The organism is Epilithonimonas pallida (assembly GCF_900182975.1).
GTDB classification, from domain to species: domain Bacteria; phylum Bacteroidota; class Bacteroidia; order Flavobacteriales; family Weeksellaceae; genus Epilithonimonas; species Epilithonimonas pallida.
The window spans coordinates 292,305-318,292 of sequence record NZ_FXUO01000003.1; the positions used below are offsets into that span (position 1 = coordinate 292,305).

General features: G+C 37.1%; 24 protein-coding genes and 1 tRNA gene. 14 read left to right on the forward strand and 11 right to left on the reverse strand.

Annotated elements, in window-relative coordinates; genetic code table 11:
* Nucleotides 1-5: 5 nt before the first annotated feature.
* The 3 genes from QOL71_RS07455 (at nucleotide 6) to QOL71_RS07465 (ending at nucleotide 3,092) form a co-directional block, all read left to right on the forward strand.
* Entirely contained in the window at nucleotides 6-569 is a 564-nt protein-coding gene (locus tag QOL71_RS07455; protein ID WP_283416311.1) for a YeeE/YedE family protein, read from the forward strand.
* A gap of 10 nt (nucleotides 570-579) precedes the next feature.
* Nucleotides 580-1,044, forward strand: coding sequence for a DUF6691 family protein (locus tag QOL71_RS07460; RefSeq protein ID WP_283416312.1), 465 nt, complete (start codon nucleotides 580-582; stop codon nucleotides 1,042-1,044).
* A gap of 110 nt (nucleotides 1,045-1,154) precedes the next feature.
* Complete coding sequence (locus tag QOL71_RS07465) at nucleotides 1,155-3,092, forward strand: M1 family metallopeptidase (protein WP_283416313.1); 1,938 nt, start codon at nucleotides 1,155-1,157, stop codon at nucleotides 3,090-3,092.
* Between the two features lie 102 nt (nucleotides 3,093-3,194).
* Here QOL71_RS07465 and ribB read toward each other — a convergent pair whose 3' ends face one another.
* Nucleotides 3,195-4,316: a 3,4-dihydroxy-2-butanone-4-phosphate synthase gene (gene ribB / locus QOL71_RS07470; RefSeq protein WP_120213993.1), complete on the reverse strand. Its 1,122-nt coding sequence runs from the start codon at nucleotides 4,314-4,316 to the stop codon at nucleotides 3,195-3,197.
* Between the two features lie 317 nt (nucleotides 4,317-4,633).
* On the opposite strand from ribB, the gene QOL71_RS07475 reads away from it, so the two are divergent.
* A tRNA-Cys gene (locus QOL71_RS07475) sits at nucleotides 4,634-4,704 on the forward strand.
* A gap of 135 nt (nucleotides 4,705-4,839) precedes the next feature.
* Here QOL71_RS07475 and QOL71_RS07480 read toward each other — a convergent pair.
* The 6 genes from QOL71_RS07480 to QOL71_RS07505 form a co-directional block, all read right to left on the reverse strand.
* Nucleotides 4,840-5,625: a phosphatase PAP2 family protein gene (locus tag QOL71_RS07480; RefSeq protein ID WP_283416314.1), complete on the reverse strand. Its 786-nt coding sequence runs from the start codon at nucleotides 5,623-5,625 to the stop codon at nucleotides 4,840-4,842.
* A 22-nt stretch (nucleotides 5,626-5,647) separates the two neighbouring features.
* Nucleotides 5,648-6,670, reverse strand: coding sequence for a sulfite exporter TauE/SafE family protein (locus QOL71_RS07485; RefSeq protein WP_283416315.1), 1,023 nt, complete (start codon nucleotides 6,668-6,670; stop codon nucleotides 5,648-5,650).
* Nucleotides 6,671-6,748: 78 nt separating this feature from the next.
* On the reverse strand, nucleotides 6,749-8,734 hold the full coding sequence (locus tag QOL71_RS07490) for an LTA synthase family protein (protein ID WP_283416316.1): 1,986 nt from the start codon (nucleotides 8,732-8,734) through the stop codon (nucleotides 6,749-6,751).
* Nucleotides 8,735-8,793: 59 nt separating this feature from the next.
* On the reverse strand, nucleotides 8,794-10,077 hold the full coding sequence (locus QOL71_RS07495; protein ID WP_283416317.1) for a sensor histidine kinase: 1,284 nt from the start codon (nucleotides 10,075-10,077) through the stop codon (nucleotides 8,794-8,796).
* A 10-nt stretch (nucleotides 10,078-10,087) separates the two neighbouring features.
* Nucleotides 10,088-10,765, reverse strand: a complete 678-nt coding sequence (locus tag QOL71_RS07500; RefSeq protein ID WP_283416318.1) for a response regulator transcription factor — start codon at nucleotides 10,763-10,765, stop codon at nucleotides 10,088-10,090.
* Nucleotides 10,766-10,921: 156 nt separating this feature from the next.
* Nucleotides 10,922-11,911: an SDR family oxidoreductase gene (locus QOL71_RS07505; protein ID WP_283416319.1), complete on the reverse strand. Its 990-nt coding sequence runs from the start codon at nucleotides 11,909-11,911 to the stop codon at nucleotides 10,922-10,924.
* A gap of 279 nt (nucleotides 11,912-12,190) precedes the next feature.
* Here QOL71_RS07505 and QOL71_RS07510 point away from each other — a divergent pair, with 279 nt between their 5' ends.
* The 4 genes from QOL71_RS07510 (at nucleotide 12,191) to QOL71_RS07525 (ending at nucleotide 15,297) form a co-directional block, all read left to right on the forward strand.
* Nucleotides 12,191-12,598, forward strand: a complete 408-nt coding sequence (locus QOL71_RS07510; protein ID WP_120213288.1) for a hypothetical protein — start codon at nucleotides 12,191-12,193, stop codon at nucleotides 12,596-12,598.
* 134 nt (nucleotides 12,599-12,732) lie between these two features.
* Nucleotides 12,733-14,070 (forward strand): UDP-N-acetylmuramate--L-alanine ligase, encoded by a 1,338-nt coding sequence (locus QOL71_RS07515; RefSeq protein WP_283416320.1) that lies wholly within the window; start codon nucleotides 12,733-12,735, stop codon nucleotides 14,068-14,070.
* A gap of 2 nt (nucleotides 14,071-14,072) precedes the next feature.
* A complete protein-coding gene (locus tag QOL71_RS07520) occupies nucleotides 14,073-14,471 on the forward strand; it encodes a helix-turn-helix domain-containing protein (protein ID WP_283416321.1) in 399 nt (132 codons plus the stop codon).
* 64 nt (nucleotides 14,472-14,535) lie between these two features.
* Nucleotides 14,536-15,297 (forward strand): SDR family NAD(P)-dependent oxidoreductase, encoded by a 762-nt coding sequence (locus tag QOL71_RS07525; protein ID WP_283416322.1) that lies wholly within the window; start codon nucleotides 14,536-14,538, stop codon nucleotides 15,295-15,297.
* Between the two features lie 25 nt (nucleotides 15,298-15,322).
* On the opposite strand, the gene QOL71_RS07530 is transcribed toward QOL71_RS07525, so the two are convergent.
* From QOL71_RS07530 to QOL71_RS07540, 3 genes are all read right to left on the reverse strand, one after another.
* Nucleotides 15,323-15,769 carry a thioredoxin fold domain-containing protein gene (locus QOL71_RS07530; protein ID WP_283416323.1) on the reverse strand — a complete coding sequence of 149 codons (447 nt, stop codon included), beginning with the start codon at nucleotides 15,767-15,769 and terminating at the stop codon, nucleotides 15,323-15,325.
* Nucleotides 15,770-15,854: 85 nt separating this feature from the next.
* A complete protein-coding gene (locus QOL71_RS07535; RefSeq protein ID WP_283416324.1) occupies nucleotides 15,855-17,894 on the reverse strand; it encodes a TonB-dependent receptor plug domain-containing protein in 2,040 nt (679 codons plus the stop codon).
* A gap of 165 nt (nucleotides 17,895-18,059) precedes the next feature.
* On the reverse strand, nucleotides 18,060-18,743 hold the full coding sequence (locus QOL71_RS07540) for a Bax inhibitor-1/YccA family protein (protein WP_283416325.1): 684 nt from the start codon (nucleotides 18,741-18,743) through the stop codon (nucleotides 18,060-18,062).
* A gap of 45 nt (nucleotides 18,744-18,788) precedes the next feature.
* On the opposite strand from QOL71_RS07540, the gene QOL71_RS07545 reads away from it, so the two are divergent.
* Both QOL71_RS07545 and QOL71_RS07550 read left to right on the forward strand, forming a co-directional pair.
* Nucleotides 18,789-19,010 carry a hypothetical protein gene (locus QOL71_RS07545; RefSeq protein WP_283416326.1) on the forward strand — a complete coding sequence of 74 codons (222 nt, stop codon included), beginning with the start codon at nucleotides 18,789-18,791 and terminating at the stop codon, nucleotides 19,008-19,010.
* 123 nt (nucleotides 19,011-19,133) lie between these two features.
* Nucleotides 19,134-20,285: a homogentisate 1,2-dioxygenase gene (locus tag QOL71_RS07550; protein ID WP_283416327.1), complete on the forward strand. Its 1,152-nt coding sequence runs from the start codon at nucleotides 19,134-19,136 to the stop codon at nucleotides 20,283-20,285.
* Nucleotides 20,286-20,333: 48 nt separating this feature from the next.
* On the opposite strand, the gene QOL71_RS07555 is transcribed toward QOL71_RS07550, so the two are convergent.
* Nucleotides 20,334-20,624 carry a hypothetical protein gene (locus QOL71_RS07555; RefSeq protein ID WP_283416328.1) on the reverse strand — a complete coding sequence of 97 codons (291 nt, stop codon included), beginning with the start codon at nucleotides 20,622-20,624 and terminating at the stop codon, nucleotides 20,334-20,336.
* Nucleotides 20,625-20,866: 242 nt separating this feature from the next.
* On the opposite strand from QOL71_RS07555, the gene QOL71_RS07560 reads away from it, so the two are divergent.
* From QOL71_RS07560 to fahA, 4 genes are all read left to right on the forward strand, one after another.
* Nucleotides 20,867-22,138, forward strand: a complete 1,272-nt coding sequence (locus tag QOL71_RS07560; RefSeq protein ID WP_283416329.1) for an acetyl-CoA hydrolase/transferase family protein — start codon at nucleotides 20,867-20,869, stop codon at nucleotides 22,136-22,138.
* A gap of 111 nt (nucleotides 22,139-22,249) precedes the next feature.
* The gene (locus tag QOL71_RS07565) at nucleotides 22,250-23,044 is read left to right on the forward strand and encodes a hypothetical protein (protein ID WP_283416330.1); all 795 of its coding nucleotides are present in this window, start codon (nucleotides 22,250-22,252) and stop codon (nucleotides 23,042-23,044) included.
* Between the two features lie 403 nt (nucleotides 23,045-23,447).
* Entirely contained in the window at nucleotides 23,448-24,578 is a 1,131-nt protein-coding gene (hppD, locus tag QOL71_RS07570) for a 4-hydroxyphenylpyruvate dioxygenase (protein WP_283416331.1), read from the forward strand.
* A gap of 83 nt (nucleotides 24,579-24,661) precedes the next feature.
* A complete protein-coding gene (gene fahA, locus QOL71_RS07575; protein WP_283416332.1) occupies nucleotides 24,662-25,918 on the forward strand; it encodes a fumarylacetoacetase in 1,257 nt (418 codons plus the stop codon).
* The last annotated feature ends 70 nt before the right edge of the window (nucleotides 25,919-25,988 follow it).

The following is a 25,988-nucleotide window of genomic DNA, read 5'->3' on the forward strand; positions in this document are numbered from 1 at the left end:
AACTTATGTTGGATATTATAAAAGAACCTTGGCCTTGGTACGTTGCAGGTCCGTTAATAGGACTTACCGTTCCAATATTACTGATTTTAGGAAACAAATCTTTCGGGATCAGTTCGTCATTGCGACATATTTGTGCAGCCTGCATACCGGGAAATATCAATTTTTTTAAATACGATTGGAAAAGAGAGAGCTGGAATTTATTCTTTGTGTTAGGAATTTTCTTTGGCGGAGTGATTTCTGCCCATTTTCTGGTAAATCCTGGAGAAATTGTCGTGAATCCAAAGCTTAAAGCAGAATTAGCCGGTTACGGAATTACAGATTACAGCAATATTGTTCCCATCCAGTTAATGAATTTTAAAAGTTTATTGACTTTAAAAGGCTTTCTAACCATGGTTGTTGGCGGATTTTTAGTAGGCTTTGGAACCCGGTATGCAGGAGGATGCACAAGTGGTCATGCTATTATGGGACTTTCCAATCTGCAGTGGCCGTCTTTAGTGGCAACAATCTGTTTCATGATCGGTGGTTTTTTTGTGGCAAATGTTGTGTTGCCGATTATTCTTTCACTATAAAAAATAAACAATGAAAAATAATAATGTAGTTTGCAATAATGAAATTACTGTTCAAAATAAATGGTATCATAACCTTAAATACCTCTTGGTAGGAATTTTATTTGGGATTGTTTTTGTAAAAGCTGAAATTATCAGCTGGTTCAGAATTCAGGAAATGTTCCGTTTGCAGTCATTCCACATGTATGGAGTCATAGGAAGTGCGGTGCTTACAGGAATGATCTCTGTATGGCTGATTAAAAAGTTTAAGATAAAAACCCTTGATGGAGAACCAATTACAATAGCACCTAAAAAGTTTAACAAAGGACAAATTTACGGAGGATTGATCTTCGGCTTCGGCTGGGCAATTACGGGAGCGTGTCCGGGACCACTTTTTGCTCAGATCGGAACAGGCGCTTTTGCAGTGATCATTACTTTAATAAGTGCGATTTTCGGAACATGGGTATATGGATACTTTAGAGATAAATTACCTCATTAATTAATGATTATAAAATCATTTTATTTTTGGTCATGCTATACTTAAAGTTAAAATGTAACAACCTTTTGATTTTTTTGACTAATCTTATTTAATAATAAATCTTTCCATTAATGCAATTCAAACTCCCTAATTTGATTTCTGCTATTGCAATATTTGCTTTTGTCGGCAATTCTTACGCTCAGGAATCTCCAAAGTATGACTATACGGAAGCTTTCAAACCGTTTTTCTATCCTCAGACCGGAACCGAAACCCGTTCCGCAAGTGGACAACCGGGACACAAATATTGGCAGAATTCGGCCGATTATCAACTGAATGTCAGCCTTAACGAAGCTAACAATGAATTAACAGGCTCGGCTGAAATCACTTATACCAATAATAGCCCTGACCAATTGGGTTTCCTTTGGCTGCAACTTGATCAAAATCTTTTTGCTAAAGATTCCAGAGGGAATGCTGTAGTGCCTTTGTCTGGAAGTAGAAATGGCGCACACGGCGAAACATTTGACGGTGGTTACAAAATTAAGTCGGTAAAATACGATGGAAAAGATGTTAAATATACCATCACCGACACCAGAATGCAGATTGACCTGCCCAACGAACTGAAAGCGAATGGCGGTGTTGCAAAATTAAAAATCGAATATTCTTTTATTTCTCCAAAGTACGGATCTGACAGAATGGGTGTGGAAGATACCAAGAACGGGAAGATCTTCACATTGGCCCAATGGTATCCGAGAATGTGCGTGTACGATGATGTGATGGGTTGGAACACTTTGCCATATCTAGGTGCTTCAGAATTCTATTTGGAATACGGAACTTTGTCGGCTAATATCACGGTTCCGGCTAATCATTACGTTGTAGCTTCAGGAGAATTATTGAACGAAAAAGAAGTCTATTCTAAAGAAGAAGTCAACCGTTGGAACGACGCAAGAAAGAGCGACAAAACAGTGATGATTCACCCGGAATCAGAATTAGGAAAAGGAAGTAATTCAGGAACAAAAACCTGGAAATTCAAAATAGAAAAAGCGAGGGATTTCGCGTGGGCTTCATCATCGGCATTCATTATCGATGCGGCGAGAATCAATCTTCCAAGTGGAAAAAAATCGTTGGCCATCTCGGCTTATCCTGTAGAAAGCGCAGGCGACAAAGCTTGGGGGCGCTCAACCGAATATACAAAAGCCGCCATTGAACATTACTCCGGAAAATGGTTTGAATATCCTTATCCAGCCGCAACCAACGTGGCCGGAAATGAAGGCGGAATGGAATATCCGGGAATCGTTTTCTGTCACAGAGCATCAAAAGGTGCTGACCTTTGGGGTGTCACAGACCATGAATTTGGACACACCTGGTTTCCTATGATTGTCGGCTCCAATGAAAGAGTGTTTGCCTGGATGGATGAAGGATTCAATACATTTATCAATGAACTTTCGACGGAAGCTTTCAACAAAGGCGAATATTACCATAAGCAAGATATCAGCAAAATCGGACCTTTTGTTCAGAGCGATAACTTTGAACAGATTATGGTTGGTCCGGATAATATGAAGGAAAGAAGCATTGGTGTTTTGGCGTATTTCAAGCCTGGCGTTGGATTGGGAATCTTGAGAGAAACTATTTTGGGTCCTGAGAAGTTTGATAAAGCATTCAAAACATATGTTCATAGATGGGCGTTCAAACATCCTACACCTTGGGATTTCTTCCACACGATGGAAAATGTTTCTGGCGAGGAGCTGAACTGGTTCTGGCGAGGCTGGTTTATGAACAAGTGGAAAGTAGATCAGGCGGTGAAAAATGTGAAACCTGTCAATGGCGATTTCAAAAACGGCGCTCAGATCACCGTTGAAAATATTGGACAATTGCCAATGCCGACAACAGTTCTTATAACTTTCAAAGACGGAACGACACAAACTGTTAAATTACCGGTTGAGGTTTGGAAACGTAATACGGAATGGACGTTCCAAATCGATTCTAACAAAGAAGTAACGAATGTAAAGCTTGACCCGCAGTCTATCGTTCCGGATATCAATCCTAAAAATAATTTTTGGCCGGCGAATTAAAAGTTAGATAGACAGTAGAATATAGACAAAAAACGCGTTCCAATTGGAACGCGTTTTTTATTTTATTGATGCGACGGATTTCCATCGTCTATTATTTCAGGTCTACAATGCAACCATCTCAGTGACTTCCACATCGTAACCGGAAAGGATCGGTTTAATATTAGGATTCTGGGTGATTACTTTAAATTTATTGATTCCAAGGTCTTTCAAAATCTGAGTTCCGATGCCATAATCCCGGAAATTTGGCGCAATCGTAGGCTGTTCGCTGGTTCCATCCTGGAAATTAAGAAAATGTTTGATTCTGCTTAATGTATTTTCTTTGTTAGAAACATTGTTGATAAAAACGACAGCACCTTTTCCTTCCGCGTTGATGAGGTCTGTTACCTTCTGCATCAATGGATGTTCACCATTAGACAATCTGCTGAACACATCGAAGTAAGTTCCCGAAGACTGCACCCTCACAAGAACCGCTTCATCTGCAGACCAGGTTCCTTTCGTTAAGGCATAATGTATCTGTTCCGTTGGTTTCTCTTCAAAAACATAAAATTTGAAATCGCCAAAATGGGTTTTGATATCACGCTCTTCGATTCTCTCAACAAGGTCACCTTGTCTCAATCGGTAATGGATCAGATCTTCAATAGAAACCACTTTCAGATTATGTTTTTTACCAAACTCCAGAAGCTGTGGCAATCTGGACATGGTTCCGTCTTCGTTCAGGATTTCGCAGATGACTCCGCCCTCCTTCAGCCCGGCCAGCCTTGTCAGGTCAATAGCAGCTTCCGTGTGGCCGGCTCTTTTCAGAACACCGCCTTCTCTGGCACGGAGTGGGAAGATGTGTCCCGGTCTCATCAGGTCACCGGGTTTTGTATCGGGGTCCATAATGGCTTGGATCGTTTTCGCGCGGTCACTTGCCGAGATTCCCGTTGTTGCACCTTTTCCAAGAAGGTCTACGGAAATGGTAAAAGCTGTTTCCTTTGGATCGGTAGAGTTGGCCACCATCGAGTGAAGCTCCAGTTCATCACAACGTTTTTCGGTTAACGGCATACAAATCAAACCTCTTGCATAAGTTGCCATAAAATTAACAATCTCAGTAGTTGTCAGTTCGGCAGCAGCCAGAAGGTCGCCTTCGTTTTCACGGTCTTCATCATCTACAACGATGACCATTTTTCCGTTTTTCAGATCCTCCAGCGCTTCTTCTATCGTATTAAGTTGGAATTTATCCATTATTTCAAAAAATTTCTGCAAAGATACTTATTTAGAACCTAAATAAACATTGTAATAATCAATTAAAAATATGCGAAAAATGTATTTTCAGGAGCCGGAAACCTGCTGTCCACTCATACTCCTCGTGCCGGCGCTTCTCACCAGCCTTATCCTTCCGCTTTTCAAATCCAACTGCGGGGTAACCGTTACCATCAGGGCTATGGTGCAATTCGATGGTTATTAAGTAAGTAAAATCAGTAACTCCAAATTTTTCCAAGAAAGTTGAAGATAAAATTTGAAATTTGAAAAAAAACACTAAATTTGCAGACCAATAAAACGGTGCTTTGGCCGAGTGGCTAGGCAGTGGTCTGCAACACCATCTACAGCGGTTCGAATCCGCTAGGCACCTCACAATAAAACCCTAATTCATTTGTTCATAATGGTTTAGGGTTTTTTGTTTTCATATATCCACAAAAAAGTAGGAAGACCAACGAAGCATCCCCCTACTTACAATTTTATAAGCAAGTATTTTGCCAATATGGGTTTAGAAATTTTTTACCAGTCCTATTCCTGCTGTTTTGTTTTGGTAGAAAGGCATAATCATCGTTGAAGAATTTTTATTTTTTCCGGATAACAAGTTGTTAATTTTAGGATATAACCAATAAGCGGCTTCTGTTGACAAAATCCCGATTCCTGCACCGGCAACCACGTCACTGAACCAATGTTTGTCATTCAACATTCTGTAAACACCGGTAAAGACTGCAAAAGAATAGCCTGAAACTCCCAACCAAAAATTAGTGTCTTTATATTCTCTATACATGAATTGGGCAGATGCAAAGGCGAATGCCGTATGTCCAGATGGGAATGATAAATTATTCGATTGGTCGGGTCTTTCTTCTTTTGCTAAATGTTTTGTAGGCAATACAACAGCTGAGGCAAGCAATAAAGATGTACCGTAAATGATGCTTCGGTCCCGAAAATTATGTTTTCCCTCAACTCCGAAAGCATTCAGTCCATAGACCAAGGCTGCCGGCGCAAACTGCGTGTAATTATCCAGCCGGATGTGGTCGGGTTTGTGTTCATTGATTTCGGTTCTTGTTGAGAAATTGAGTTGTTTTAATTGGTCGATTTTCAAAGTTGCAACTCCATAGCTTATAAAAGCTGCAGGAATGATCAGTTTTTTATAACTGAATTGATGTGTATTATCTGAGTGTAATTCTGGTACATAAATACTGTCTGTAGAATTATTTTTTACGGCTATGCTGTCCTGAGCCAAAAAGTTTTGAGAGCTTAATAAAATAATTAATATGGTTGAGAATAAGTATTTCATCGGAGAAAATTCTGAATAAAAATTAACTTTCAAATTTGGTAAGCTGATTGTCTTTGTAGCAATAGAACTCATAGTAAGGTTTGTTACGGAAAGTGAAAACTTTTTCGAGACGAATTACATCGTAATGATTTTTCAAAGAATCATATTTAGTTTTTAGATAATTGGGTAATTCTTCCCGATGAATCGGTCTTTCAATTTCCAATCCGTCATCGAAGGCAAACTCAATTACAAAATCTGTTGACCGCCACGAGATTATGGATTCACTTTTTGCGATCATAACTCCCAGTTTATCTTCCTGGATAATTTTATCAGAAGTCCCGATTAATAAAGCAATTCCGGCAATAACCATTGCGCTGTATCCAATTTTTCTGAAGAGGTTTTCACTCAGGTAAGGAAGGATATATCTGACAGTATAAGACGAGATAATTGTTGCAACAGCAATCGCCAATCCCAACCACAAGGCGAGATTGGAATAAAGGCCGAGTGAAATATAAATCACCAATTTGATAAGATGAAGAAAGACTTCATTTGCTGCGCGGGTTGCCACAATTTCTTCTTTTTTGAGTCCGAACTTCAAATAAAAACGATTAAACAACAATCCAACTGCGCCGGTAATTCCGGAAACAAATCCTGCCAGAAACCCAATAATTGCAAGAACATATTTTGGCGAAGCTTTTTCATTGGTTTCGTTAGCTTTTATCTTTTTGAAAAGATGTGGAATGTTGGCAATGAGGAAAAAAGCGACGATCAATTGCAGATAATTCGGATTGATATATTTGATGAGGTAAGCGCCAATCAAAACTGCAGGAATCGAAAACGGGACAAACCAAAAGAAAATCCTCCAGTTGACATGCTTTTTGAAAACAGCAATTCTCGATACAGAACTCGTAAATGTTCCAACGGTCAGGGAAAATGGAACAACAGAAGCCGGCAACAAGAGATTCAGAATCGGAATCAGGATGAGACTTGCGCCGCCTCCGCAAATGGCACTCAGCCAGAATGCAAAAATGGTCCCGAAGAATAACAAAACAACTTCAATAATCATTTTTATCAATAAAAAAGGTTACACCATCAATTTCACTTGACAAAGGTGCAACCTGATTTAGAAGATATTTAGAAGACCTTATTTCACTTTCATTTTCCCATTTTTGAATCTCTCACTAGCAGTCTGATAATAAGAAATCGTTTCGGAAACCAACTGATGATTTTTGGATTTAATTTCATTCAAAGATTTGTCCGAATCTTTTACAGTAAACTGTTTTACCCTTTTTCTGTCATCGATTTGTGTGAAAGTATTGCCTTTTAGCATTCCCAAAGTTCTATAGTTGCCTATGAAAGCACGTTCGTCCCCAATTTTGGTTTGATTGATATCTTTCCCGTACAAACTGGTTGTATAATTCCATCCCAAATAACCAAACAATGTCGGCATCAGATCAATCTGTGAAGTTAAACGATTGATTTTCTCCGCTTTTTGAGGAAGGTTATAAATAATCGCAGGGATATGATGCTTATCGATATTGATTTCCCATTTTCCGGCACTGCTTGCACAATGGTCTGCAACGATGACAAATACTGTATTTTTGAACCAGGATTTTGTTTTCGCATCAGATAAGAATTTTCCTAAAGCATAATCGGTATATTTCACAGCCGCATTTCTATCTCCTTGCGGAAGGTCGATTTTTCCTGCTGGAAAAGTGTAGGGTTTATGATTGGAAGTTGTCATTACAAACTGGAAAAACGGTTTGTTCTGCTTAGTGCTTTTATCTGCATATTTAATGGATTGTTTGTAAAGATCCTCATCACAGATTCCCCAGGCATTTTCAAAACTCACTTCGTTGTCCGGAATATTGAATCGTTGTGTTTTGATTTCGTCTGACAAAGGATTTCCACGGTTTCTGTCTACAATATCAAAGCCTTGCCCTCCGAAAAAATTATTCATATTATCAAAATAACCATCACCACCGTAAATGAAGTAAGGCTGATAATTTTTCTTTTCAAAAATCGTAGCTACAGAGAAAAGGTTCTGATTGTCCGGTCTTCTCACAATGCTGTTTCCAGGCGTTGGCGGAACAGACAATGTTAAAGCTTCCATTCCTCGCACAGTTCGTGTTCCAGTTGCGTAAAGGTTGGTAAAGAAAATACTTCCGTTAGCCAGTTTATCGTAATTAGGAGTGAGATTGTCTTTGTTACCAAATGCTTTTAAAAAATCGCCACTGAAGCTTTCTATGGCAATCAGAATGACATTCGGGCGTTGTTCATTTTCAGATTTTGTAACTCTGGAGATATTGTCCCATTGGTTGGAAACGTAAGTTTGATTGTCCTGCAAAAGATTTTTCTTCAGAACCGAGTAGGCTTCTTTGTCATCAATTTTCGGATAAAAAGTTTCGTAATCTAATTGGTTGGATTTGAAAGCTGCGAAAAAAGAGAATGTTCCGTTCTTACCTAATTCATTCAGGACTAAATTGTTCGTGAAATCCGCCTGCTTGTTTTTCATAATTAAGCTTAATACCAAAGCCGGAAAAACTAATATTGAGAAAAAAACCAGACGTTTTGAAATTGGTCTTTTGTCTGAAAATGTTCTTTGGAATATTTTTCTTTTATGCAGGAAAACAAATGTCAGAACAATCAGTGCAACCAATACAAAAATGATGAGCGGCAAAGGATAGGATTCATTGATGTTTGAGACAACTTCGTAAGTGTAAATCAAATAATCAACAGCGATAAAATTGAATCTCACGCCAAATTCATCCCAAAAAGGGATTTCTGCCAAAAGACTGAAATAGATGATTAAAAGGACAATCGCCAGATAAACATACGTGAAAATCTTATCGAATCCGGAACCAATCCACCTTTTCGGAAATAATAAAAGATAGACAGAATACAATAATAAGAATAACGTTCCGACAGCAAAATCATAACAGAATCCTGTGAAAAATGCTCTTAGAATATAAAGTATATTAAAGTCTAAATCCTTTGATGACCAAAACAGAAATACAATTCTAATTACCGCAGAAAATAGGATGTATAAGCTTAAAATAGAAATTAGAACAGAAAATCTGCTGTTGAAAATTTTGCTAAATGGCTTTGAATTCTCACTTTTTTGATTCATTAGCTACGCGTTTTTTGAAACGGTAAAATAATAAATCAATTTGGAAGAAATTTAGAATTTTAAATTTTTACTGAAAATATATGATAATTATTCCCGAATTGATAATCAATTGTCCAGTTCTGAGATTTACAAATTTCTTTTACAATAGCGAGTCCAAGACCGCTTCCGTTGTTATCTTTTGAGAATCTCGAAAATCTTTTGAATAGCAGATCCGGATTCAGTTTTTCTGTTCCGGAATTTGATATCTCAAAAATAGATTGACTCAGTTTGATCCCAATTGAACCATTGGCCGGAGTATGCCGGATGGCGTTTAAAATCAAATTGTTAATCAGTACTTCGGTTAATCCAATGTTTCCGCTGACTTTTACGGGTGACGAAATTTCGCTATGGACAGAAATGTTTTTCTGCTCAAAATGTTCCTGCAGGATTTCCATACTTTGATTCAGTAATTCATCAAATCTTATTTCAGAATTATCAAACTGATTGTTTTCAATTTTTGCTAACAATAAAAGGTTTTTGTTGATTCTTGAACTTCTGGATAATGCGCGATTCATCTCTTCCGCAATATGATATTGCTTTTCTGTCAAATCCTCGTTTTGCAAAAGAATATCAAGTTTATTTTTTAAAATTGCTAAAGGTGTTTGCAGTTCGTGCGAAGCATTCTCTGTAAACTCTTTCTGGGTCTTATAGACCGAAATATTATGTTCTATTAGCTTACCTAGCGACTGGTTCAGCTCATCAAACTCAGCAACATCGGTCGGCGAAAATTCAATTTTTGTCTCATTGTTCAGGCTGAAAGTTTTTAATTTATCCAAAGTCTCACGAAAAGGTTTCCAGACCGATTTTGAAAGCCTGCTGTTGAGAATTAATAATCCGCCGACAATCAGAATGAAAAGAATAACTGTCGTCAGCGATATGAAAAATATGGTTTCCTGCGACTCTTCGATATTGGTCTCGATATTGAAACGATATGGTTTTTTGTTGAGATATATAATCTTTGACAAACATCGGAATCTGTCAATCTCTTCAAAATGAAGAAAGTCGTGAGGTTTCTCTATAATGAAAATGCTGTCTTTGAAATTATCATTTTTTTCTACATTTTGGATGTTTGTGGTGGGTTGGACTTCGTTCCAAAGCTTTATGGTTTCTAGTAATTTTTGATCGGATAATTTCAGACTATTGATTTGAAAAGCCGTTTTTTTAGCGACAATTTCGTTATGCTCATCTAATTCGTGTTTCCAAATGGCATCAACAACAAGATAATAGATGGGAACACTTATGACCAGAATGATCAGGACATAAATAATGAATGGTTTGGTTGTTTTATTTAAAAGCGGTTTCACTAATTATAAGTTATGAATTCTCCCATTTATACCCCGTTCCATAAACAGTTTTTAAATACCTGTCACAGCCGGCATCATTCAGTTTTTTCTTTAAATTCTTCACGTGTGCATAAACAAAGTCGTGGTTATCCAGCATATCTGCGAAATCACCGGAAAGATGTTCTGCTAATGTGCTTTTTGAAATGACTTTGTTCTTGTTCCCGATAAAGTAGATCAGCAGGTCGAACTCTTTTTTTGTCAGCGCAATTATTTCATTATTAACTGAAACTGTTTTAGCTAAAAGATCTATTTGTAATTCATTCTGACTGATGATATTAGAATTATTAAATTGTTTTCTGCGGATGATAGAGTAGATACGCGCCATCAGTTCAGACAAATGAAATGGCTTAGTAAGGTAATCATCTGCACCCAATTGTAGGCCTTTTATCTTATCTTCCAGAGCGTTTTTTGCTGAAACAATGATAACGCCGTCTTGCTTGTTTTGCTTTTTCAGCTCTTCCAGGATCTTCAGGCCATTACCGTCAGGAAGCATGATGTCGAGAATAATGCAATCATACTGAAAGGTTTCTATCTTGTACATAGCTTCATAAAATGTAAAAGCAAATTCGCACAAATAGTTCTCCTCCGAAAGGTATTCTGCAACACTTTTCGCCAATTCGGTTTCGTCTTCAATAATCAGGATTTTCATCAGTCATTATTTTTATTCATAGTCTGAAATAACATCCGGCTAATTTATCATTCGAATTTAGAAGAAATTTTGAATGAATTCAAAATAAATAATCAATGACCAATTAAAAAGGTGAATGCTAATGTTTCACCTTCGATATAAGAATCTAATGTAGGTTTACTTTTTCTTTCCTGACATTGAAATGATGACCAGAGCTGCGGCTCCAAGCAATCCTGCCAACATTATTTTCTTTGTTTTTTTGGATGGGACCGGCAGAATTGTTTCGCCGTAGATCCGCATCGGGTTCTTGGATTGTGTCAGAACATTACCGTCCGTATCTGTATTGTTATCTTCTTTCATCAGCAATCTCAAAGCAGAGGAAGTAGAATTGATAACGGTTTTTGGGAAAAGCCCATAAGCAGTTCTCATAAGGAGAGACGACCAGTCTGTAAACTTGCTTTTTCGGGGATTTTTTGCCATTTCAACCATTGCTGCGGCTAATTTTTTAGGATCCGATGCAGTGGGCGGAATCTTAAAGTCTAGACCAGAATATTTTGCGGAGTGCATATTACCTGTAGAACGCTGGATACTTGGATACAACCCTACAATGTGGATATCCGGCTCATCAGAAACTTCGCCCTGCAGACATTCTACCATGCCACGGATGCCATATTTTGAAGCGGAGTAAGCTGTTCCATAAGGAGCCGGCATCCAGCCACCAATCGAGATATTATTAATGAGAACACCATGTTTTTGTTTTTTAAATATAGGAAGAACGGTTCTTGCGCCATGCATATATCCCAAAAGATTGGTTTTGATAACCTGATCAATGACTTCAATCGGTGTTTCTTCGAATTTTCCGGTTGCCATTACTCCCGCATTATTGATCCAGAAGTCAATACTCCCATTAACCTCCAACGCTTTCTCTGCCAGATGTTCAACTTCTTTGAACTCCGAAACGTTGGTTGGAACTGCGATGGCAGATGCACCAAGCGCCTCACAGATTGCTACAGTTTCGTCCAGGGCTTCTTTTCCTCTGGCGGCCAGTACAAGATTGCAGCCTTCTTTTGCAAAAGCTTCGGCAGCCGCCAATCCTACGCCACTGGATGCGCCGGTAATGACAACCGTTTTCTGACTAATGGACACTGGTTGTTCTGTATTTTTCATAAGAATTGATTTTGTGGTTAGGTCCACTTCAAAGAGCATACCACCGGAGTTCTTCTTTTTTCATAGTTGTTAAAATAAAAAAACTTAAGTAATTGATAATAACATACCGACGCAGAATGGGCGAAGAAAAGACGGAGACATCTTAGAGCGGTAAGTGCGATTTCAAAAAATCAACTCTTCAATAATAATTGAAATTAATTATCAAGTTTCTATCATCTTGGCAAAGCTTTTGTTTATAGCTAGGGACACTGAATTTATAATCACTAATACTTTTTTGAAATGGAAGCCACAGAACTTAGACTTAATAATTTGCTGATGTACGGGGATTCGATTGTCCCGATTATGGGTGTCGAAAATAATAACGAGAGTGTCTTGGTCAAAATTGATGAAGATACTGCGATTGATTATAGAAAGTTAAAACCGATTGCACTCACGGTTGATTGGTTTTCAAAATTGGGATTCAAAGAAGCTTATCGCTCCAATAGCAGAATCAGATTCGATTTGCCAAATTGTTGCCGTTATGATTTTGATTTGGATTCAAACAAAATTTTGGAAGGATTTTTATTCTTCGGCAATTATATCAAGTGTAATTATCTTCATCAGCTTCAGAATATCTATTTTACATTAACTGGTGAAGAGCTCAAAATAGAGCATAAATCTCCCAAGATCCAAACCACTCTATCATAAATATTCTTGAAACCTGATTTTTATAAGTCAGGTTTTTTTATTTTATTAATAATGAAGGAAAATCTCACTTCTCATTTCTAATTTCTAACATCTTTCAAAGAAAACTCCTTACTTTTGTGTAAAATTGTTTAGAATTGAAAACCCATTTTATTGCGATTGGCGGTTCTGCGATGCATAATCTCGCTATTGCACTCAAAGATAAAGGATATCAGGTCACTGGTTCCGATGATGCTATTTTTGAACCTTCTAGATCCCGACTGGAAAAGAAAGGAATTCTTCCCGAAGAAATGGGCTGGTTTCCGGAAAAACTGACTTCGGATATTGACGCCGTGATTCTCGGGATGCACGCCCACGCTGATAATCCGGAATTGGCAAAAGCAAAAGAATTGGGACTGAAGATCTATTCTTATCCGGAGTTTCTTTACGAACAATCCAAAGAAAAGACCAGAGTTGTGATTGGTGGTTCGCACGGCAAAACGACCATTACATCAATGATTCTTCATGTTCTGAATTTTCATCAGAAAGACATCGATTATATGGTTGGTGCGCAATTGGAAGGCTTCGATTGTATGGTTAAAATTACAGAGGATAATGATTTTATGATCCTGGAAGGCGACGAGTATCTGTCTTCCCCAATCGATCTGCGTTCCAAATTTTTATTATACCAGCCCAATATTGCTTTGATTTCAGGAATTGCCTGGGACCATATCAATGTGTTTAAAACATTTGATGACTATGTGGAACAATTTAGAAAGTTTGTGGCGAGTATCACACCAGGCGGCGTTCTCGTTTATAACGAAGAAGATGCTGAAGTTGTAAAAGTTGTTGAATCTGCCGAAAATTACTTCCGGAAAATCCCTTACAAAACACCTGATTATGAAATCGTCAACGGCATTGTAAACCTTAAAACAGATATGGGTGACATTCCGTTATCCGTTTTCGGTAAGCACAATCTGCTGAATATGGAAGGCGCAAGATTTATCTGTTCTCAGTTGGGCATAATGGAAGAAGAATTTTATGAAGCTATTATGAGCTTCAAAGGCGCTTCCAAAAGATTGGAAAAAGTAGAGAGACAAGATGGCGGTTTGCTTTATAAAGATTTTGCCCATGCACCAAGTAAAGTGAAGGCGACAGTTGCTGCTTTTGCAGAACAGTTTTCAAAAACTGAAACATTCGGTTTTTTAGAATTGCACACTTACTCAAGCCTTAACCCGGTTTTTCTGGAACAATATGATCACGCTTTGGATGGATTGGATAATGCAGTCGTTTTCTATTCGGAAGATGCGTTAAAAATCAAAAGAATGGATCCGATTTCTCCTGAACTGATCAAAGAAAAATTTAAAAATGAAAACCTGAAAGTCTTTACCAATGCAGAAGATTTGCATAAATATTGGGAAACGTTGGATAAATCAAAAGGCGCTTTTCTGATGATGAGTTCGGGTAATTTCGGTGGCTTGGATTTGACAAAATAATAATGACAACACTTCCTAAAAAAATATTAGCCAGACAAAAAGAAATCACCAATGATTTTCTGAAAATTGTTGACCAGAATCTGGCTGATGTTTTATCCGGAAATTCCGAAAATATCTATGAAATACGAGATGTTGCAGAGTTGATGCATATCCATCCGCGACATCTTAGTAATACCATAAAATTAGTCACGGGTAATTCGCCGTGTTCTTTTGTTGAAGATAAAATTCTTGATATCGCCAAGCAACATCTCGAAGACAACAAAATCAGCATTGCAGAAATTGCCAAAATGCTCACTTACGATCCTTCCAACTTTACTAAGTTTTTCAAGCGATTTGCAGGAATGACGCCGAAACAATACCGTGAAGCGCATCTGGAAAAATCTGAAACTGTCACCATTTAAACTGAAACAGTCACCATTTTTTTTAACGGTTTAATTCTAACTTTGTGGTATAAAATTTAACATTATGTCACAAAACAAAATTGCACTGATTACTGGCGGAAGTCGTGGACTTGGAAAGGAAATGGCTTTCCGGATTGCAGAAAAAGGCTTGGATGTTGTTATCACTTATAACAGCAAAAAAGAAGCAGCGGAAGCTGTAGTTTCTGAAATCGAAAAATCTGGTCAAAAAGCGTTAGCGCTCCAGCTGGATGTCTCTGATTCCAAAAATTTTGATTCTTTTTTCTCTCAACTCAAAACAGCTTTAAAAGATAAATTCGGTGTTGAGAGATTTGATTATCTAGTAAACAATGCAGGAATCGGGATCAATGCACCAATTGCGGAAATGAATGAAACTGATTTTGATGCTTTGGTTAATATCCAATTCAAAGCCCCTTTTTTCCTGACTCAAAAATCTCTGGAACTAATGAATGACGGTGGTGGAATTGTCAATATTTCTTCCGGATTAGCAAGGTTTTCAATGTTAGGTTACGGCGTTTATGGTGCGTTAAAAGGCGCTGTCGAAGTTTTGACAAGATATGAAGCTCAGGAATTTGGAAAGCGCGGAATCAACGTCAATGTTGTTGCTCCGGGCGCTATTGAAACCGATTTCGGAGGTGGCGTTGTAAGAGATAATGTCCAGATCAATCAGCATATTGCCGGAACAACAGCGCTTGGCAGAGTTGGACTCCCGTCTGATATTGGCGGTGTTGTCGCTTTTCTTTGTACCGATGATGCGAAATGGATTAACGCACAAAGAATTGAAGTTTCCGGTGGCGTTAATCTTTAAAAATACTCAAAGCCTTTTGTATCAATCAAAAGGCTTTTCTTATCATAGTTTTCAGCGACTTATTATCAATCAATCCTTCCTGATAAAACAACACCTTTCCTGCAGAATTAATCAAAATCCAGGTTGGATAAACCGGTTTTTTGTTTCTTGCCAATTCTAATGCTAATTCGTGGATACCTGCATTTCCATTCGAGATATACTGGTAAGTTTTGCCAAAGAATTCAATTTTCTCTTTCGATTTTTCTGTGTCGAAGATGATAAAATAAACTTTTTCATTCATTTGATTTTTCAATTCGGGATCTTTTTCAATCTGGTGCATCTGGATTTTACAAATCGAACACCAACTTGTTTTCATATAAATCAAAGTCGATTTCTCTAATTTCTCAGGTAAATTTTGGAATGAATAAGTTTTCAATTCCTGAGAATGAAGAATTCCAAAAGTCATTAATAGTAGAGAAGTTAATAGTTTCATCTTTTATTTTCTTAACACTAAGTCACAAAGGAATCACAACGAACACAAAACTTTGTGATTCCTTTGTGTCTTTGTGGTTTATTAACTATCTGATTTGATACCGAATACCAATAAAACTTCGGATTCCCTGCATTGGCGCATAGCCGTATGTCGTATCAAAAGTGTAACCATAAGGATTATTTATTACATCATCTACATTTTTATCAAACGGATCAAACGGTCTCAAAATCGGATTTTTTGGAACGAAATTCAACAGGTTTCTGATTCCACCATAGATTTCAAAACCATTTTCAAATTTCTGACTCAGCTGGATATTCATCAGCGTAAACCAAGGTGAATATTCCGGCCGGAAATCATTGGGAACCGTCGGTAAGCGCATTGGTCCGTACAATTGCCCGGTTAAATCCAGCGAAAATTGATTTTCAAATTGATAAGTCAAATTATAAGTTCCGCTCCATTTCGGAGCGTGCAATTGTTGTGTTTTTTCTTTGTCGTTCACAGAATAGACATCCATATAAGTTACACCAAGCATCATTTGGAATGGTAAAGTCCAATTAGTGCTCACATCAGCCGAAATTCCTCTGGAAATGGCGTGACCAGATAAATTGTTGTAAATGATTTTGTCCGGCTCCGAATCAAAATCACCAATGATCTTATTATTGAAATAAGAATAAAATCCATTCAAATCAACATTGATAAAATAATTGTTTACCGGAATTTTCATCAAATAACTAAGATTCGTGTTCAGAGATTTCTCCGGTTTCAGATCTTCTTTGATGACAACTTCCCTTGAACCAGTGAGCGCTGCGTGGTCTTCTGTAAAAAGATTTACAACACGGAATCCGGTCCCGAATGTCAGTCTCAAAGTTTGAAAAGGGTTGGGTTCAAATTTCCAAGCCAATCTCGGCGAATGCACAGATTTGTGAATCTTATGATAATCATAACGATAACCGATCAGTAAAGTGTTTTTGTCATTGATTTCCCACTCATCTTCTACATAAATTCCAGCAATCGGTGATTTCATTGGTTGATTTTCTCCTGATAAATTGGCTGTTCCAGGTGTATTGTCATCGTAGAAATTTGATTTATAACTGATTCCTGATTTCAGGTTATGTTTTCCCAATTGCTTTTCCCAATTCAGTTGCAGAAACAACACTTTTTGAGTCGCCATATACGGCGTGTTACCGTAGAAAGAATTTTGATCGTGATAATTATAGGAATATTGAAGCAGGAATTTTTCTTTCATCGGGAGTTGATAAATCCCAAACAGTTCAAACCGATTAGTATAAATGCTTTCACCGTAAACATTGTCCGTACCTCGGTTTTTCTTTTTCCACTGCATTTCTCCGCCAAATCTGTCCTCATAAAAATACCTCAAAGCAAAACTCGCCAATCGACTTTCCTTTCTTTTGAAATTCCATTTGTTGAAGAAGGAGATTCTGTGTTGCAAAGCGGTGTCGGTAAAATTGTCTTTATTCTGGTCAATCCTGTTCCCAAAATAAAAATAATTTAAGCTCAATAAACTCGAAAAATTTTTGTTGTCAATCACTTTTTTCGCAATGTCTAAATTGATTTCTCCTTGATTTCCGGTCATCATATCCGCTGAAAAATTCGGTGCTTGCAAGGCATTTTTTGTAATAATGTTAATCACACCACCCATCGCTTCCGAACCAAAAATAGAGGATGCCGGTCCTTTCGTAATCTCAATTCTGTCGATCAGACTATTCGGGATTCCGCTCAATCCATAGACTGTGGACAATGAACTTACAATCGGCATTCCATCAATTAAAATCATTGTATAAGCCCCTTCCAAACCATTGATATGAATATCGCCGGTGTTACAAACCGAACAGTTCAGCTGCGGTTTTACGCCGTTCACCATTGCTATAGATTCAAAAATACTGGGCGTCGGATTTTTCCTGAAAAACTGTTGCGAATAAACATCTGTCGAGATCGGACTGTTCAATTTCTTTACAGAAAATTGGGTGATTGTGACTTCATCAATTTCATTAGATCTTTTAATAGAATCAACAACATTAACTTTCACAGAATCAATTTTGATAGAATCTGTCTGAGCAAAAATAAAATTTGATAAAACGACAAAAGAAAACAGGATTAATCTCATTAAAATAAAAATGTTAGACAAAGCTAACAAATTTATTTTAAAATTAAAATTTTGTTTTAAGATTAAAATTTCTGCATAAAAAAACTCACCAAATTTTGGTGAGTTAATTATTTATATCTGTCTGAATTTATAAAATGCAGTCTGAGGCTCTCGAAGATTACTATACTAATCTCTTCTGCTCAAAAAGATTCTCAGGATGTACCAGAACAAAAGCATAATCGAAGCAAACATCTGCAAAGCTGCGCCGACATATTGCTCCTTATTGTAGATATTTTTGATGTTATATGTTTCGTAAAGAATGCTTGCACTTGCCAATCCCACCATCGCCAAAGAAAACCAAAGTCCCAGATTAAAACCAAAAACTGCACCTGCGACAATGACACCCAAAGCTACAAATCCGCCGATAACAATGATGTTTCTAAGAAAAGAAAAATCTTTGTTGGTGAAAAAAACGGTTGCAGTCAACCCTGCAAACATAAAAAGCGTTACCAGTGCGGCCTGAGTGATGACTTGTGGTGCATACAAACTTGCGATTCCCAACATCGGCAGAAAGATCACGGCTTCTATCAGAACATATAATCCCAATCCCATATACTGTGTATTTCTTGAAACTGAAAACGATAATTTAGTTGCCAGCATTGACGCTAACCAAAATACACCGATGACCAAAAGCCAGATGTATTTTCCGGAAATCATAGTTAGGATAGTTTCCAGCGGTACGGTTTTCAATAATAGATATTCCACCGCTCCAAACGCCAAAATAGCGACTGCAACGTGCATATATGTTTTCCTGTAAAATTCTGCTCTTTCGATTTCTGACAACTGAGAAACCATTAATGAATCATTCATCTGTATTAATTTTAATATTCTCAAAGATAACATTTTCTATTAAAAATGAGTCTTAACGATTTCATAATTCTTTTTAAAGCCGGAATTTTCAGAAGCCGGGAACCTGCTGTCCGCTATATCTTTTTTGTCATTGCGAACATAGTGAAGCAATCTGTTCAACATTGTACAATCGCAATGACAAAAAAGGATGCCGCTACCATCAGGGCTAGAGTTTTTAACATCCAGACAGAACAGCATTATGTTTTACCATTCATTTTTGCTGAGTGAAGCGTCTTTGCCAGCCTTTAAAATCTTTTCAATAATTATAAATTTGTATCATTTGTGTTCAAAATATTAACCTTATCAATTCTCAAAAAAATATTACATTTGAGAAAAGCCAAATCTAATAAAATGAGATACGTTCAGCTGGGGAAAGTTCCTCAAAAAAGACACACGATTTTCAAATCCGAAGATGACCAGTTCTATTATGAACAACTCTTTGGAACAGAAGGTTTTCACGGGATTGCATCGTTGCTTTATCATACACATAGGCCCACTCAAATCAAATCGATTGGCAATGTAAAAGATGTTACACCAAAAATTGCGGTGGAAAAAAACGTAACACCAAGAATGATAAAAGGGGCAAAAGTGACCGCTGAGGATGATTTTTTGGAAAGCCGGAAAGTCCTGATGTTAAACAACGACCTCAAAATGGGCTTGGCAAAACCGAGAAAATCGGCAAACTATTTCTATAAAAATGCTGAATGCGACGAACTGCTTTTTGTCCACGAAGGAAAAGGTGTTTTGAAAACAATGCTCGGTAATATTGAGTTTTCGGTCGGCGATTATCTCATCATTCCGAGAGGAACTATTTATCAGCTGGAATTGGTATCCGAAAACAATGTTTTCTTTTTTATAGAAGCGCATTCACCTATTTATACGCCAAAACGTTACCGGAACGAGTTTGGGCAATTGCTGGAACATTCGCCGTTTTGCGAGAGAGATATTATTCCGCCGACTTTTGCGGAACCAAAAAATGAGAAAGGCGATTTTCTCATCAAAGTCAAAAAAGAAAATCAAATTACCGATTTCGTCTATGCCACACATCCATTTGATGTTGTTGGCTGGGACGGTTATTTTTATCCTTATAAATTTAATATCAAAAACTTCGAACCAATCACGGGTAGAATTCATCAGCCGCCTCCAGTTCATCAGAATTTTGAAGCGCACAACTTTGTGGTTTGCTCGTTCTGTGCGCGGATGTATGATTATCACCCACAGGCTATTCCTGCGCCTTACAATCATTCCAATATTGATTCCGATGAGGTTTTGTTTTATACGGAAGGCGATTTTATGAGCCGGAATCACGTGGATCTGATGGATTTTTCGCTACATCCAGGCGGAATTGTTCACGGCCCGCATCCCGGTGCGATGGAAAGAAGCATCGGTAAAAAATTCACGGATGAATATGCGGTGATGGTGGACCCGTTCAGACCTTTGAAACTGACAGAGGAAGCCATAAAAGTAGAAGACCCGACTTACAAAACAAGTTGGTTGGAATAAAAAAATAAAAGCTAACAGAGATGTTAGCTTTTTTAATTGTATTTCTTTTTAGCTTCCGGCAAACGGACTTCCGAAAATGCCAACTGCCAATTCTATCCAAACCAAAAAAAGAACTGCTAATGTTATCATAATCAATATCAATCGGCTTTTGGTTGTTTTGAACTTCTCCAAAATTAACTTAATGATGAATGCTGTTCCGAAAAGTATAAAACCTCCAATAGCAAAATCGGAAAACGACCAATTGACTTCTTTAGTAAACTGCATCGCAACCAATGGAATGCTTAACAACGCAACCGGAATCAAAAATAGAATATTGTTTCTTTGACTTTTTGTAATCATAGCTCAAAATATTAAATTAAACAATCGTAAAGAACTTTGAATTACAAAGTAAATAAATTTTATTTGAATTTTGAAAATTTATTTTCAATTATTTTTCAAAAAGGCTGTTGACTTATTAGTAAACGATTGGTTTACAGATCGATTGGTTTCCACACTCTAATTTATATGACTTTTTACCAAACTGACAACGCTCATTTTTTTGCTTATCTTTAGAAAGTAAATTTGTAAAAAATTAACTCGTTATGATCAATTACGTTAGTGCAGAAGAAGCGGTTTCAATTATTAAAAGTGGTGACAGGATATTCGGACATGGTAGTGCTTGCACACCTAATCTTTTGTATGATGAATTAGCTAAACAGTCTTCCCGGTTGAAAAATGTAGAAATGGTTTCCATCACACAACAAGGGAATGTAGAGATCGCTAAACATGATTATAAGGATAATTTTTATATCAATTCCTTATTTACATCAACGCCTGTGCGAGAAGCGGTAAACTCTGATCACGGTGATTTTGTGCCGATTTTCCTTAGCGAAATTCCGATTCTTTTCAAAAACGGAATTCTGCCGATTGATGTGGCTTTGATAACGGTTTCTCCACCGGATAATCACGGCTATTGTACATTGGGAACGTCTGTGGATGTAGCAAGAAGTGCTATTGATACGGCCAAATCCATTATTGCTATCGTTAATCCAAAAATGCCGAGAACACATGGCGATGGAATGATTCATATCAATAGAATCGAGAAAATGGTTTGGAGCGAAGAAGATCTTTTAACCATTGATTATGGTGCAAAAGTAGGTGCTGAGGAAATGCTGATCGGAAAAAACGTTGCGGAATTAATAGATGACAAAGCGACGTTGCAGATGGGAATCGGAACCATTCCTGATGCGGTTTTGAAATGCTTGGGAAATCACAAAGATCTTGGTGTTCATACGGAAATGCTAAGTGACGGTGTTATTGATTTGATTAAAAATGATATCGTTAATAATAAATACAAAGGAACACATACCAACAGAACGATCACCAGTTTCTGCTTCGGAACGAGAAAACTGTATGATTTTGTAGATGATAATCCATCGATTGCTTTTATGGATGTTCAGCACGTTAATTTTCCTATTAATATTATGAAAAATAAAAAAATGCATGCCATTAATTCAGCTATTGAAATTGATTTGACTGGCCAGGTTTGTGCAGATTCTATCGGAACTTATCAGTTCAGCGGTATCGGTGGACAAATGGATTTTATGCGTGGTGCTGCCTTGAGCGAAGGTGGAAAACCAATTATGGCAATCTCTTCCAGAACCAAAAAAGGCGTTCCGAGAATTGTTCCTTTTCTTAAACAAGGCGCAGGTGTTGTTACAACCAGAGGCCATATTCATTATGTGGTAACAGAATTCGGTACAGCTTATTTGTATGGTAAAAACCTGCGTCAAAGGGCAAAGGCTCTGATTGAGATTTCTCATCCGGACGATAGGGAGATGCTAGATAAAGCTGCATATGATCGTTTCAAATAATAAATTTCAAACTAACTTATTAATATTGAGGTTTTAAACACTTTTTGACGGTTTTTGAAACCGGTTTTGTCCATTTATTGTATATTTGATTGAGCTTGAAAAAATGATGATTTGAAGTCAATTTACAATTTAATTAAAGAAAAGATCCGTCAGCATCCGATTGTCCAGAATTCTATATTGGGAAATTCGAACCCTTGGAAAAGAAGCCATTTTATTATTTTGTCCGAGATTATTAAGGATGAGCTTTCTAAAAAAGAAGAACTTCAGAATGAGAGGAAATTTGAATTAGGGACAAGCATTTCTCATATTACTCTACAGCGTTTTTTTGAAAGTGATTATGATTATAAAACACATAATGATTTACGCTTTCTCAAAACGCTTGACAAGATCTGCATTTTTCTGGGTTTCAAAGATCTTAATTCTTTTGTAAAAAGTGTAAAAGGGGTTAACAGCTATATCGAATCCGGGGTTGGAACAGAGTTTACCAAGGATATCGTTTACAAATATTGTCAAGCGAATTTTGAGTTTTTTAAAATTTTTCCAAAACTAAGTATAGATATTTTTGATGATCATGTTTTTAAGGAGTCCCCTTTTATAGAAAGAATAAAAAACTACAGCTCACAGCTTTGTGAAAAAAAACTGAAGCTTTTCACTAATAACAACCGTTCGAATTTCGAGATTTTTGATATTGATGTTATTTCTGAAGAAAAAGAAATGGTAGTTGTAAAAACGCAGGAATTCTGGAATCTGGTTTTTGTAGTGGAAAATTCTGATGAAGAATATATTGTTAACGAATTGGATACACAAATCTATTTTATCAAAAAAATAGATAATACCTGGAAAATCTGGGATAATTATAATCCTAATTCCGGATTACTTAATCAGGTGATACAAAAAAAGCCATAAGGCGGACAGCTTCATGACTTCATTCTTACACTTATGTTCTTAGAATCTTCATAATTCTTAAACAAAAGTAGAAATCTAATTGATATATACACGAACTTAAATGTACTTAAAAATACATATTACGTTTTTTTTATTATTTTTTTATTGTTTGTATTGGAATAATTAACAAAGGTTAAGTTTTTTTAATTATTATTCATTGTGTAATATAAAACATGGATTATTTCATAATATGGCATAATGCAATCGATTTCATTTTACTTATTGTAGTCTTCTTTGATATATTATTATACATGCTGTGTTTTTTTTTGACATATATTCAAAAATATAATAAAACTAACAAATGTTAGTTTATTTTCGAAAAATTCTTATCTTGGTAACCGAGATTAATAAGTAAAAAAGTAAAATGTCAACACTCACTTTTGCAGAGAAAATCGCACAAGCAGAGAATTTTCTCCCTATCAACGGTACCGATTTTATAGAGTTTTATGTAGGAAATGCCAAGCAAGCAGCTCATTTTTACAAAACAGCGTTTGGATTTCAGTCTGTTGCTTATGCTGGTCCTGAAACTGGCGTCAGAGACAGAGCTTCTTATGTTTTGCAGCAAGGAAAAATCAGATTGGTTTTAACTTCGGGTCTTAAATCAGATTCTCCGATTTGTGAACATCAGAGAAAACACGGTGACGGCGTTAAGATTCTGGCACTTTGGGTGGATGATGCTTACAAAGCTTTTGAAGAAACAACAAAACGTGGCGGAAAACCATATTTGGAACCCAAGACAATTACGGATGAATTCGGAGAGGTGAGGATGTCGGGTATTTACACTTACGGCGAAACCGTTCATATGTTTATAGAACGCAAAAATTACACGGGCGCTTTTATGCCTGGTTACGAAAAGTGGGAAAGCGATTATAACCCTTCCGATGTTGGGTTGTTGTATGTTGACCATTGTGTAGGAAATGTCGGTTGGGACAGAATGATTCCCACGGTTGAATGGTACGAGAAAGTAATGGGATTCGTGAATATTCTTTCATTTGATGATAAACAAATCAATACAGAATATTCTGCATTGATGTCAAAAGTAATGTCTAATGGCAATGGTTATGCCAAATTTCCAATCAATGAGCCGGCCGAAGGTCAGAGAAAGTCGCAGGTAGAAGAATACCTGGATTTTTACGAAGGTGAAGGCGTTCAGCATATTGCAGTTGCTACAAAGGATATTGTGAAAACTGTTACAGAACTTAAAAATAGAGGTGTGGAATTCCTTTCTCCGCCGCCGGAAGCGTATTACGAGATGATCCCTGAAAGAGTAGGAGATATTGATGAAGATATCAGAAAACTTCAGAGTCTTGGAATTCTTGTGGATTGCGATGAAGAAGGTTACCTACTTCAGATTTTCACAAAACCTGTGGAAGACAGACCAACGTTGTTTTACGAAATCATCGAGAGACACGGCGCTCAGAGTTTCGGAGCTGGGAATTTCAAAGCACTTTTCGAAGCTTTGGAAAGGGAGCAGGAAAAACGCGGAAACCTTTAAACCCAAATTATTTTCTTATATTTTTACAATTAAAGCATTATTTTTAATGCTTTAATTTTTTAATCTAATTCTAAATTCAAAAAATGAAATCCTTCATCAATTATTCATCAGATTCCGATTTTTCAATTTATAATATTCCGTTTGGAGTTTGTGTTTTCAACAAAGAATTTATTGCTTGTGCCACAAGAATTGGCGATATTGTTATCGATTTGGCAACCTTATTTGACCTTGGTTATTTTGAAGATATCAAAGGCTTTGAAGAAAATGTATTCGAAGGTTACACAATCAACGAGTTTATAGAATTAGGAAAACCAATTACGAATAAAGTTCGTGAGAGAATTCAGCAATTGTTGTTAGAAGATTCTTTGTTGTCGAAAGACGAAAGAGCTTTGGAGGAATGTTTTTACAATCTGGATGAGATTCAAATGATGATGCCTTTACACATCCCGAATTATACTGATTTTTATAGTAGTATTCAGCACGCCACCAATGTCGGGATGATGTTCCGTGACCCGGCCAATGCGTTGTTACCAAACTGGAAACATTTGCCGGTTGGTTATCACGGTCGTGCTTCGTCGATTGTTTTATCAGGAATCGATATCACAAGACCTTGCGGGCAAATCAAGCCATTTGATTCGGACAAACCGATTTTCAGCGCATCCAGACAATTGGATTTTGAATTAGAAATGGCTTTTGTCGTGAATAAAAATACAGATTTGGGAGAGAGGATTTCTGTTTCTGAGGCGGAAGATGCGATTTTCGGGATGATGATTTTCAACGATTGGTCCGCAAGAGATATTCAGAGTTGGGAATATGTTCCTCTTGGACCATTTTTGGGAAAAAATTTTGGTTCATCCATTTCGCCCTGGATTGTGACTTTGGAAGCTTTGCAACCATTCAAAACACAGTCTCCAAAACAAGAGCCGGAAGTTTTGGGTTATCTGAAATTCGAAGGTGATAAAAATTATGACATCAATCTTCAGGTTTATCTTAAGCCAGAAAATTCTGAAGAAAACTTGATTTCTGAAAGCAATTACAAATTTATGTATTGGAATATGTGTCAGCAGTTGGCGCATCACACTGTGAATGGCTGTAATGTTGAAGTTGGTGATGTTTATGCCAGTGGAACTATTTCCGGAGAAGATGAAAAATCCTATGGTTCTATGCTGGAACTAACCTGGAGAGGAACAAAACCATTGCAACTCAAAAACGGAATCGAGAGAAAATTCATAGAAGACGGCGATACCATCACAATGAAAGCCTGGTCAGAAAAAGACGGAATCCGGGTTGGATTTGGGGAAGTTTCTGGAAAGATTTTGCCGGCTGTTTTACCACAATAGACACAAAGATTTCACAAAGTTCACAATGTTTTTTTCTTGTGGACTTTGTGAAAGCCTTGCGTTCCTAGTG

Coding starts and splice junctions, on each gene's coding strand:
- QOL71_RS07505 (WP_283416319.1), bottom strand. CDS start 11,911: ATGAAAAATACAGAACAACCAGTGTCCATTAGTCAGAAAACGGTTGTC.
- QOL71_RS07490 (WP_283416316.1), bottom strand. CDS start 8,734: ATGAATCAAAAAAGTGAGAATTCAAAGCCATTTAGCAAAATTTTCAAC.
- QOL71_RS07455 (WP_283416311.1), top strand. CDS start 6: ATGTTGGATATTATAAAAGAACCTTGGCCTTGGTACGTTGCAGGTCCG.
- QOL71_RS07555 (WP_283416328.1), bottom strand. CDS start 20,624: ATGATTACAAAAAGTCAAAGAAACAATATTCTATTTTTGATTCCGGTT.
- QOL71_RS07510 (WP_120213288.1), top strand. CDS start 12,191: ATGGAAGCCACAGAACTTAGACTTAATAATTTGCTGATGTACGGGGAT.
- QOL71_RS07525 (WP_283416322.1), top strand. CDS start 14,536: ATGTCACAAAACAAAATTGCACTGATTACTGGCGGAAGTCGTGGACTT.
- QOL71_RS07480 (WP_283416314.1), bottom strand. CDS start 5,625: ATGAAATACTTATTCTCAACCATATTAATTATTTTATTAAGCTCTCAA.
- QOL71_RS07535 (WP_283416324.1), bottom strand. CDS start 17,894: ATGAGATTAATCCTGTTTTCTTTTGTCGTTTTATCAAATTTTATTTTT.
- ribB (WP_120213993.1), bottom strand. CDS start 4,316: ATGGATAAATTCCAACTTAATACGATAGAAGAAGCGCTGGAGGATCTG.
- QOL71_RS07520 (WP_283416321.1), top strand. CDS start 14,073: ATGACAACACTTCCTAAAAAAATATTAGCCAGACAAAAAGAAATCACC.
- QOL71_RS07500 (WP_283416318.1), bottom strand. CDS start 10,765: ATGAAAATCCTGATTATTGAAGACGAAACCGAATTGGCGAAAAGTGTT.
- QOL71_RS07545 (WP_283416326.1), top strand. CDS start 18,789: ATGAGTCTTAACGATTTCATAATTCTTTTTAAAGCCGGAATTTTCAGA.
- QOL71_RS07465 (WP_283416313.1), top strand. CDS start 1,155: ATGCAATTCAAACTCCCTAATTTGATTTCTGCTATTGCAATATTTGCT.
- hppD (WP_283416331.1), top strand. CDS start 23,448: ATGTCAACACTCACTTTTGCAGAGAAAATCGCACAAGCAGAGAATTTT.
- QOL71_RS07530 (WP_283416323.1), bottom strand. CDS start 15,769: ATGAAACTATTAACTTCTCTACTATTAATGACTTTTGGAATTCTTCAT.
- QOL71_RS07540 (WP_283416325.1), bottom strand. CDS start 18,743: ATGAATGATTCATTAATGGTTTCTCAGTTGTCAGAAATCGAAAGAGCA.
- QOL71_RS07460 (WP_283416312.1), top strand. CDS start 580: ATGAAAAATAATAATGTAGTTTGCAATAATGAAATTACTGTTCAAAAT.
- QOL71_RS07485 (WP_283416315.1), bottom strand. CDS start 6,670: ATGATTATTGAAGTTGTTTTGTTATTCTTCGGGACCATTTTTGCATTC.
- fahA (WP_283416332.1), top strand. CDS start 24,662: ATGAAATCCTTCATCAATTATTCATCAGATTCCGATTTTTCAATTTAT.
- QOL71_RS07560 (WP_283416329.1), top strand. CDS start 20,867: ATGATCAATTACGTTAGTGCAGAAGAAGCGGTTTCAATTATTAAAAGT.
- QOL71_RS07550 (WP_283416327.1), top strand. CDS start 19,134: ATGAGATACGTTCAGCTGGGGAAAGTTCCTCAAAAAAGACACACGATT.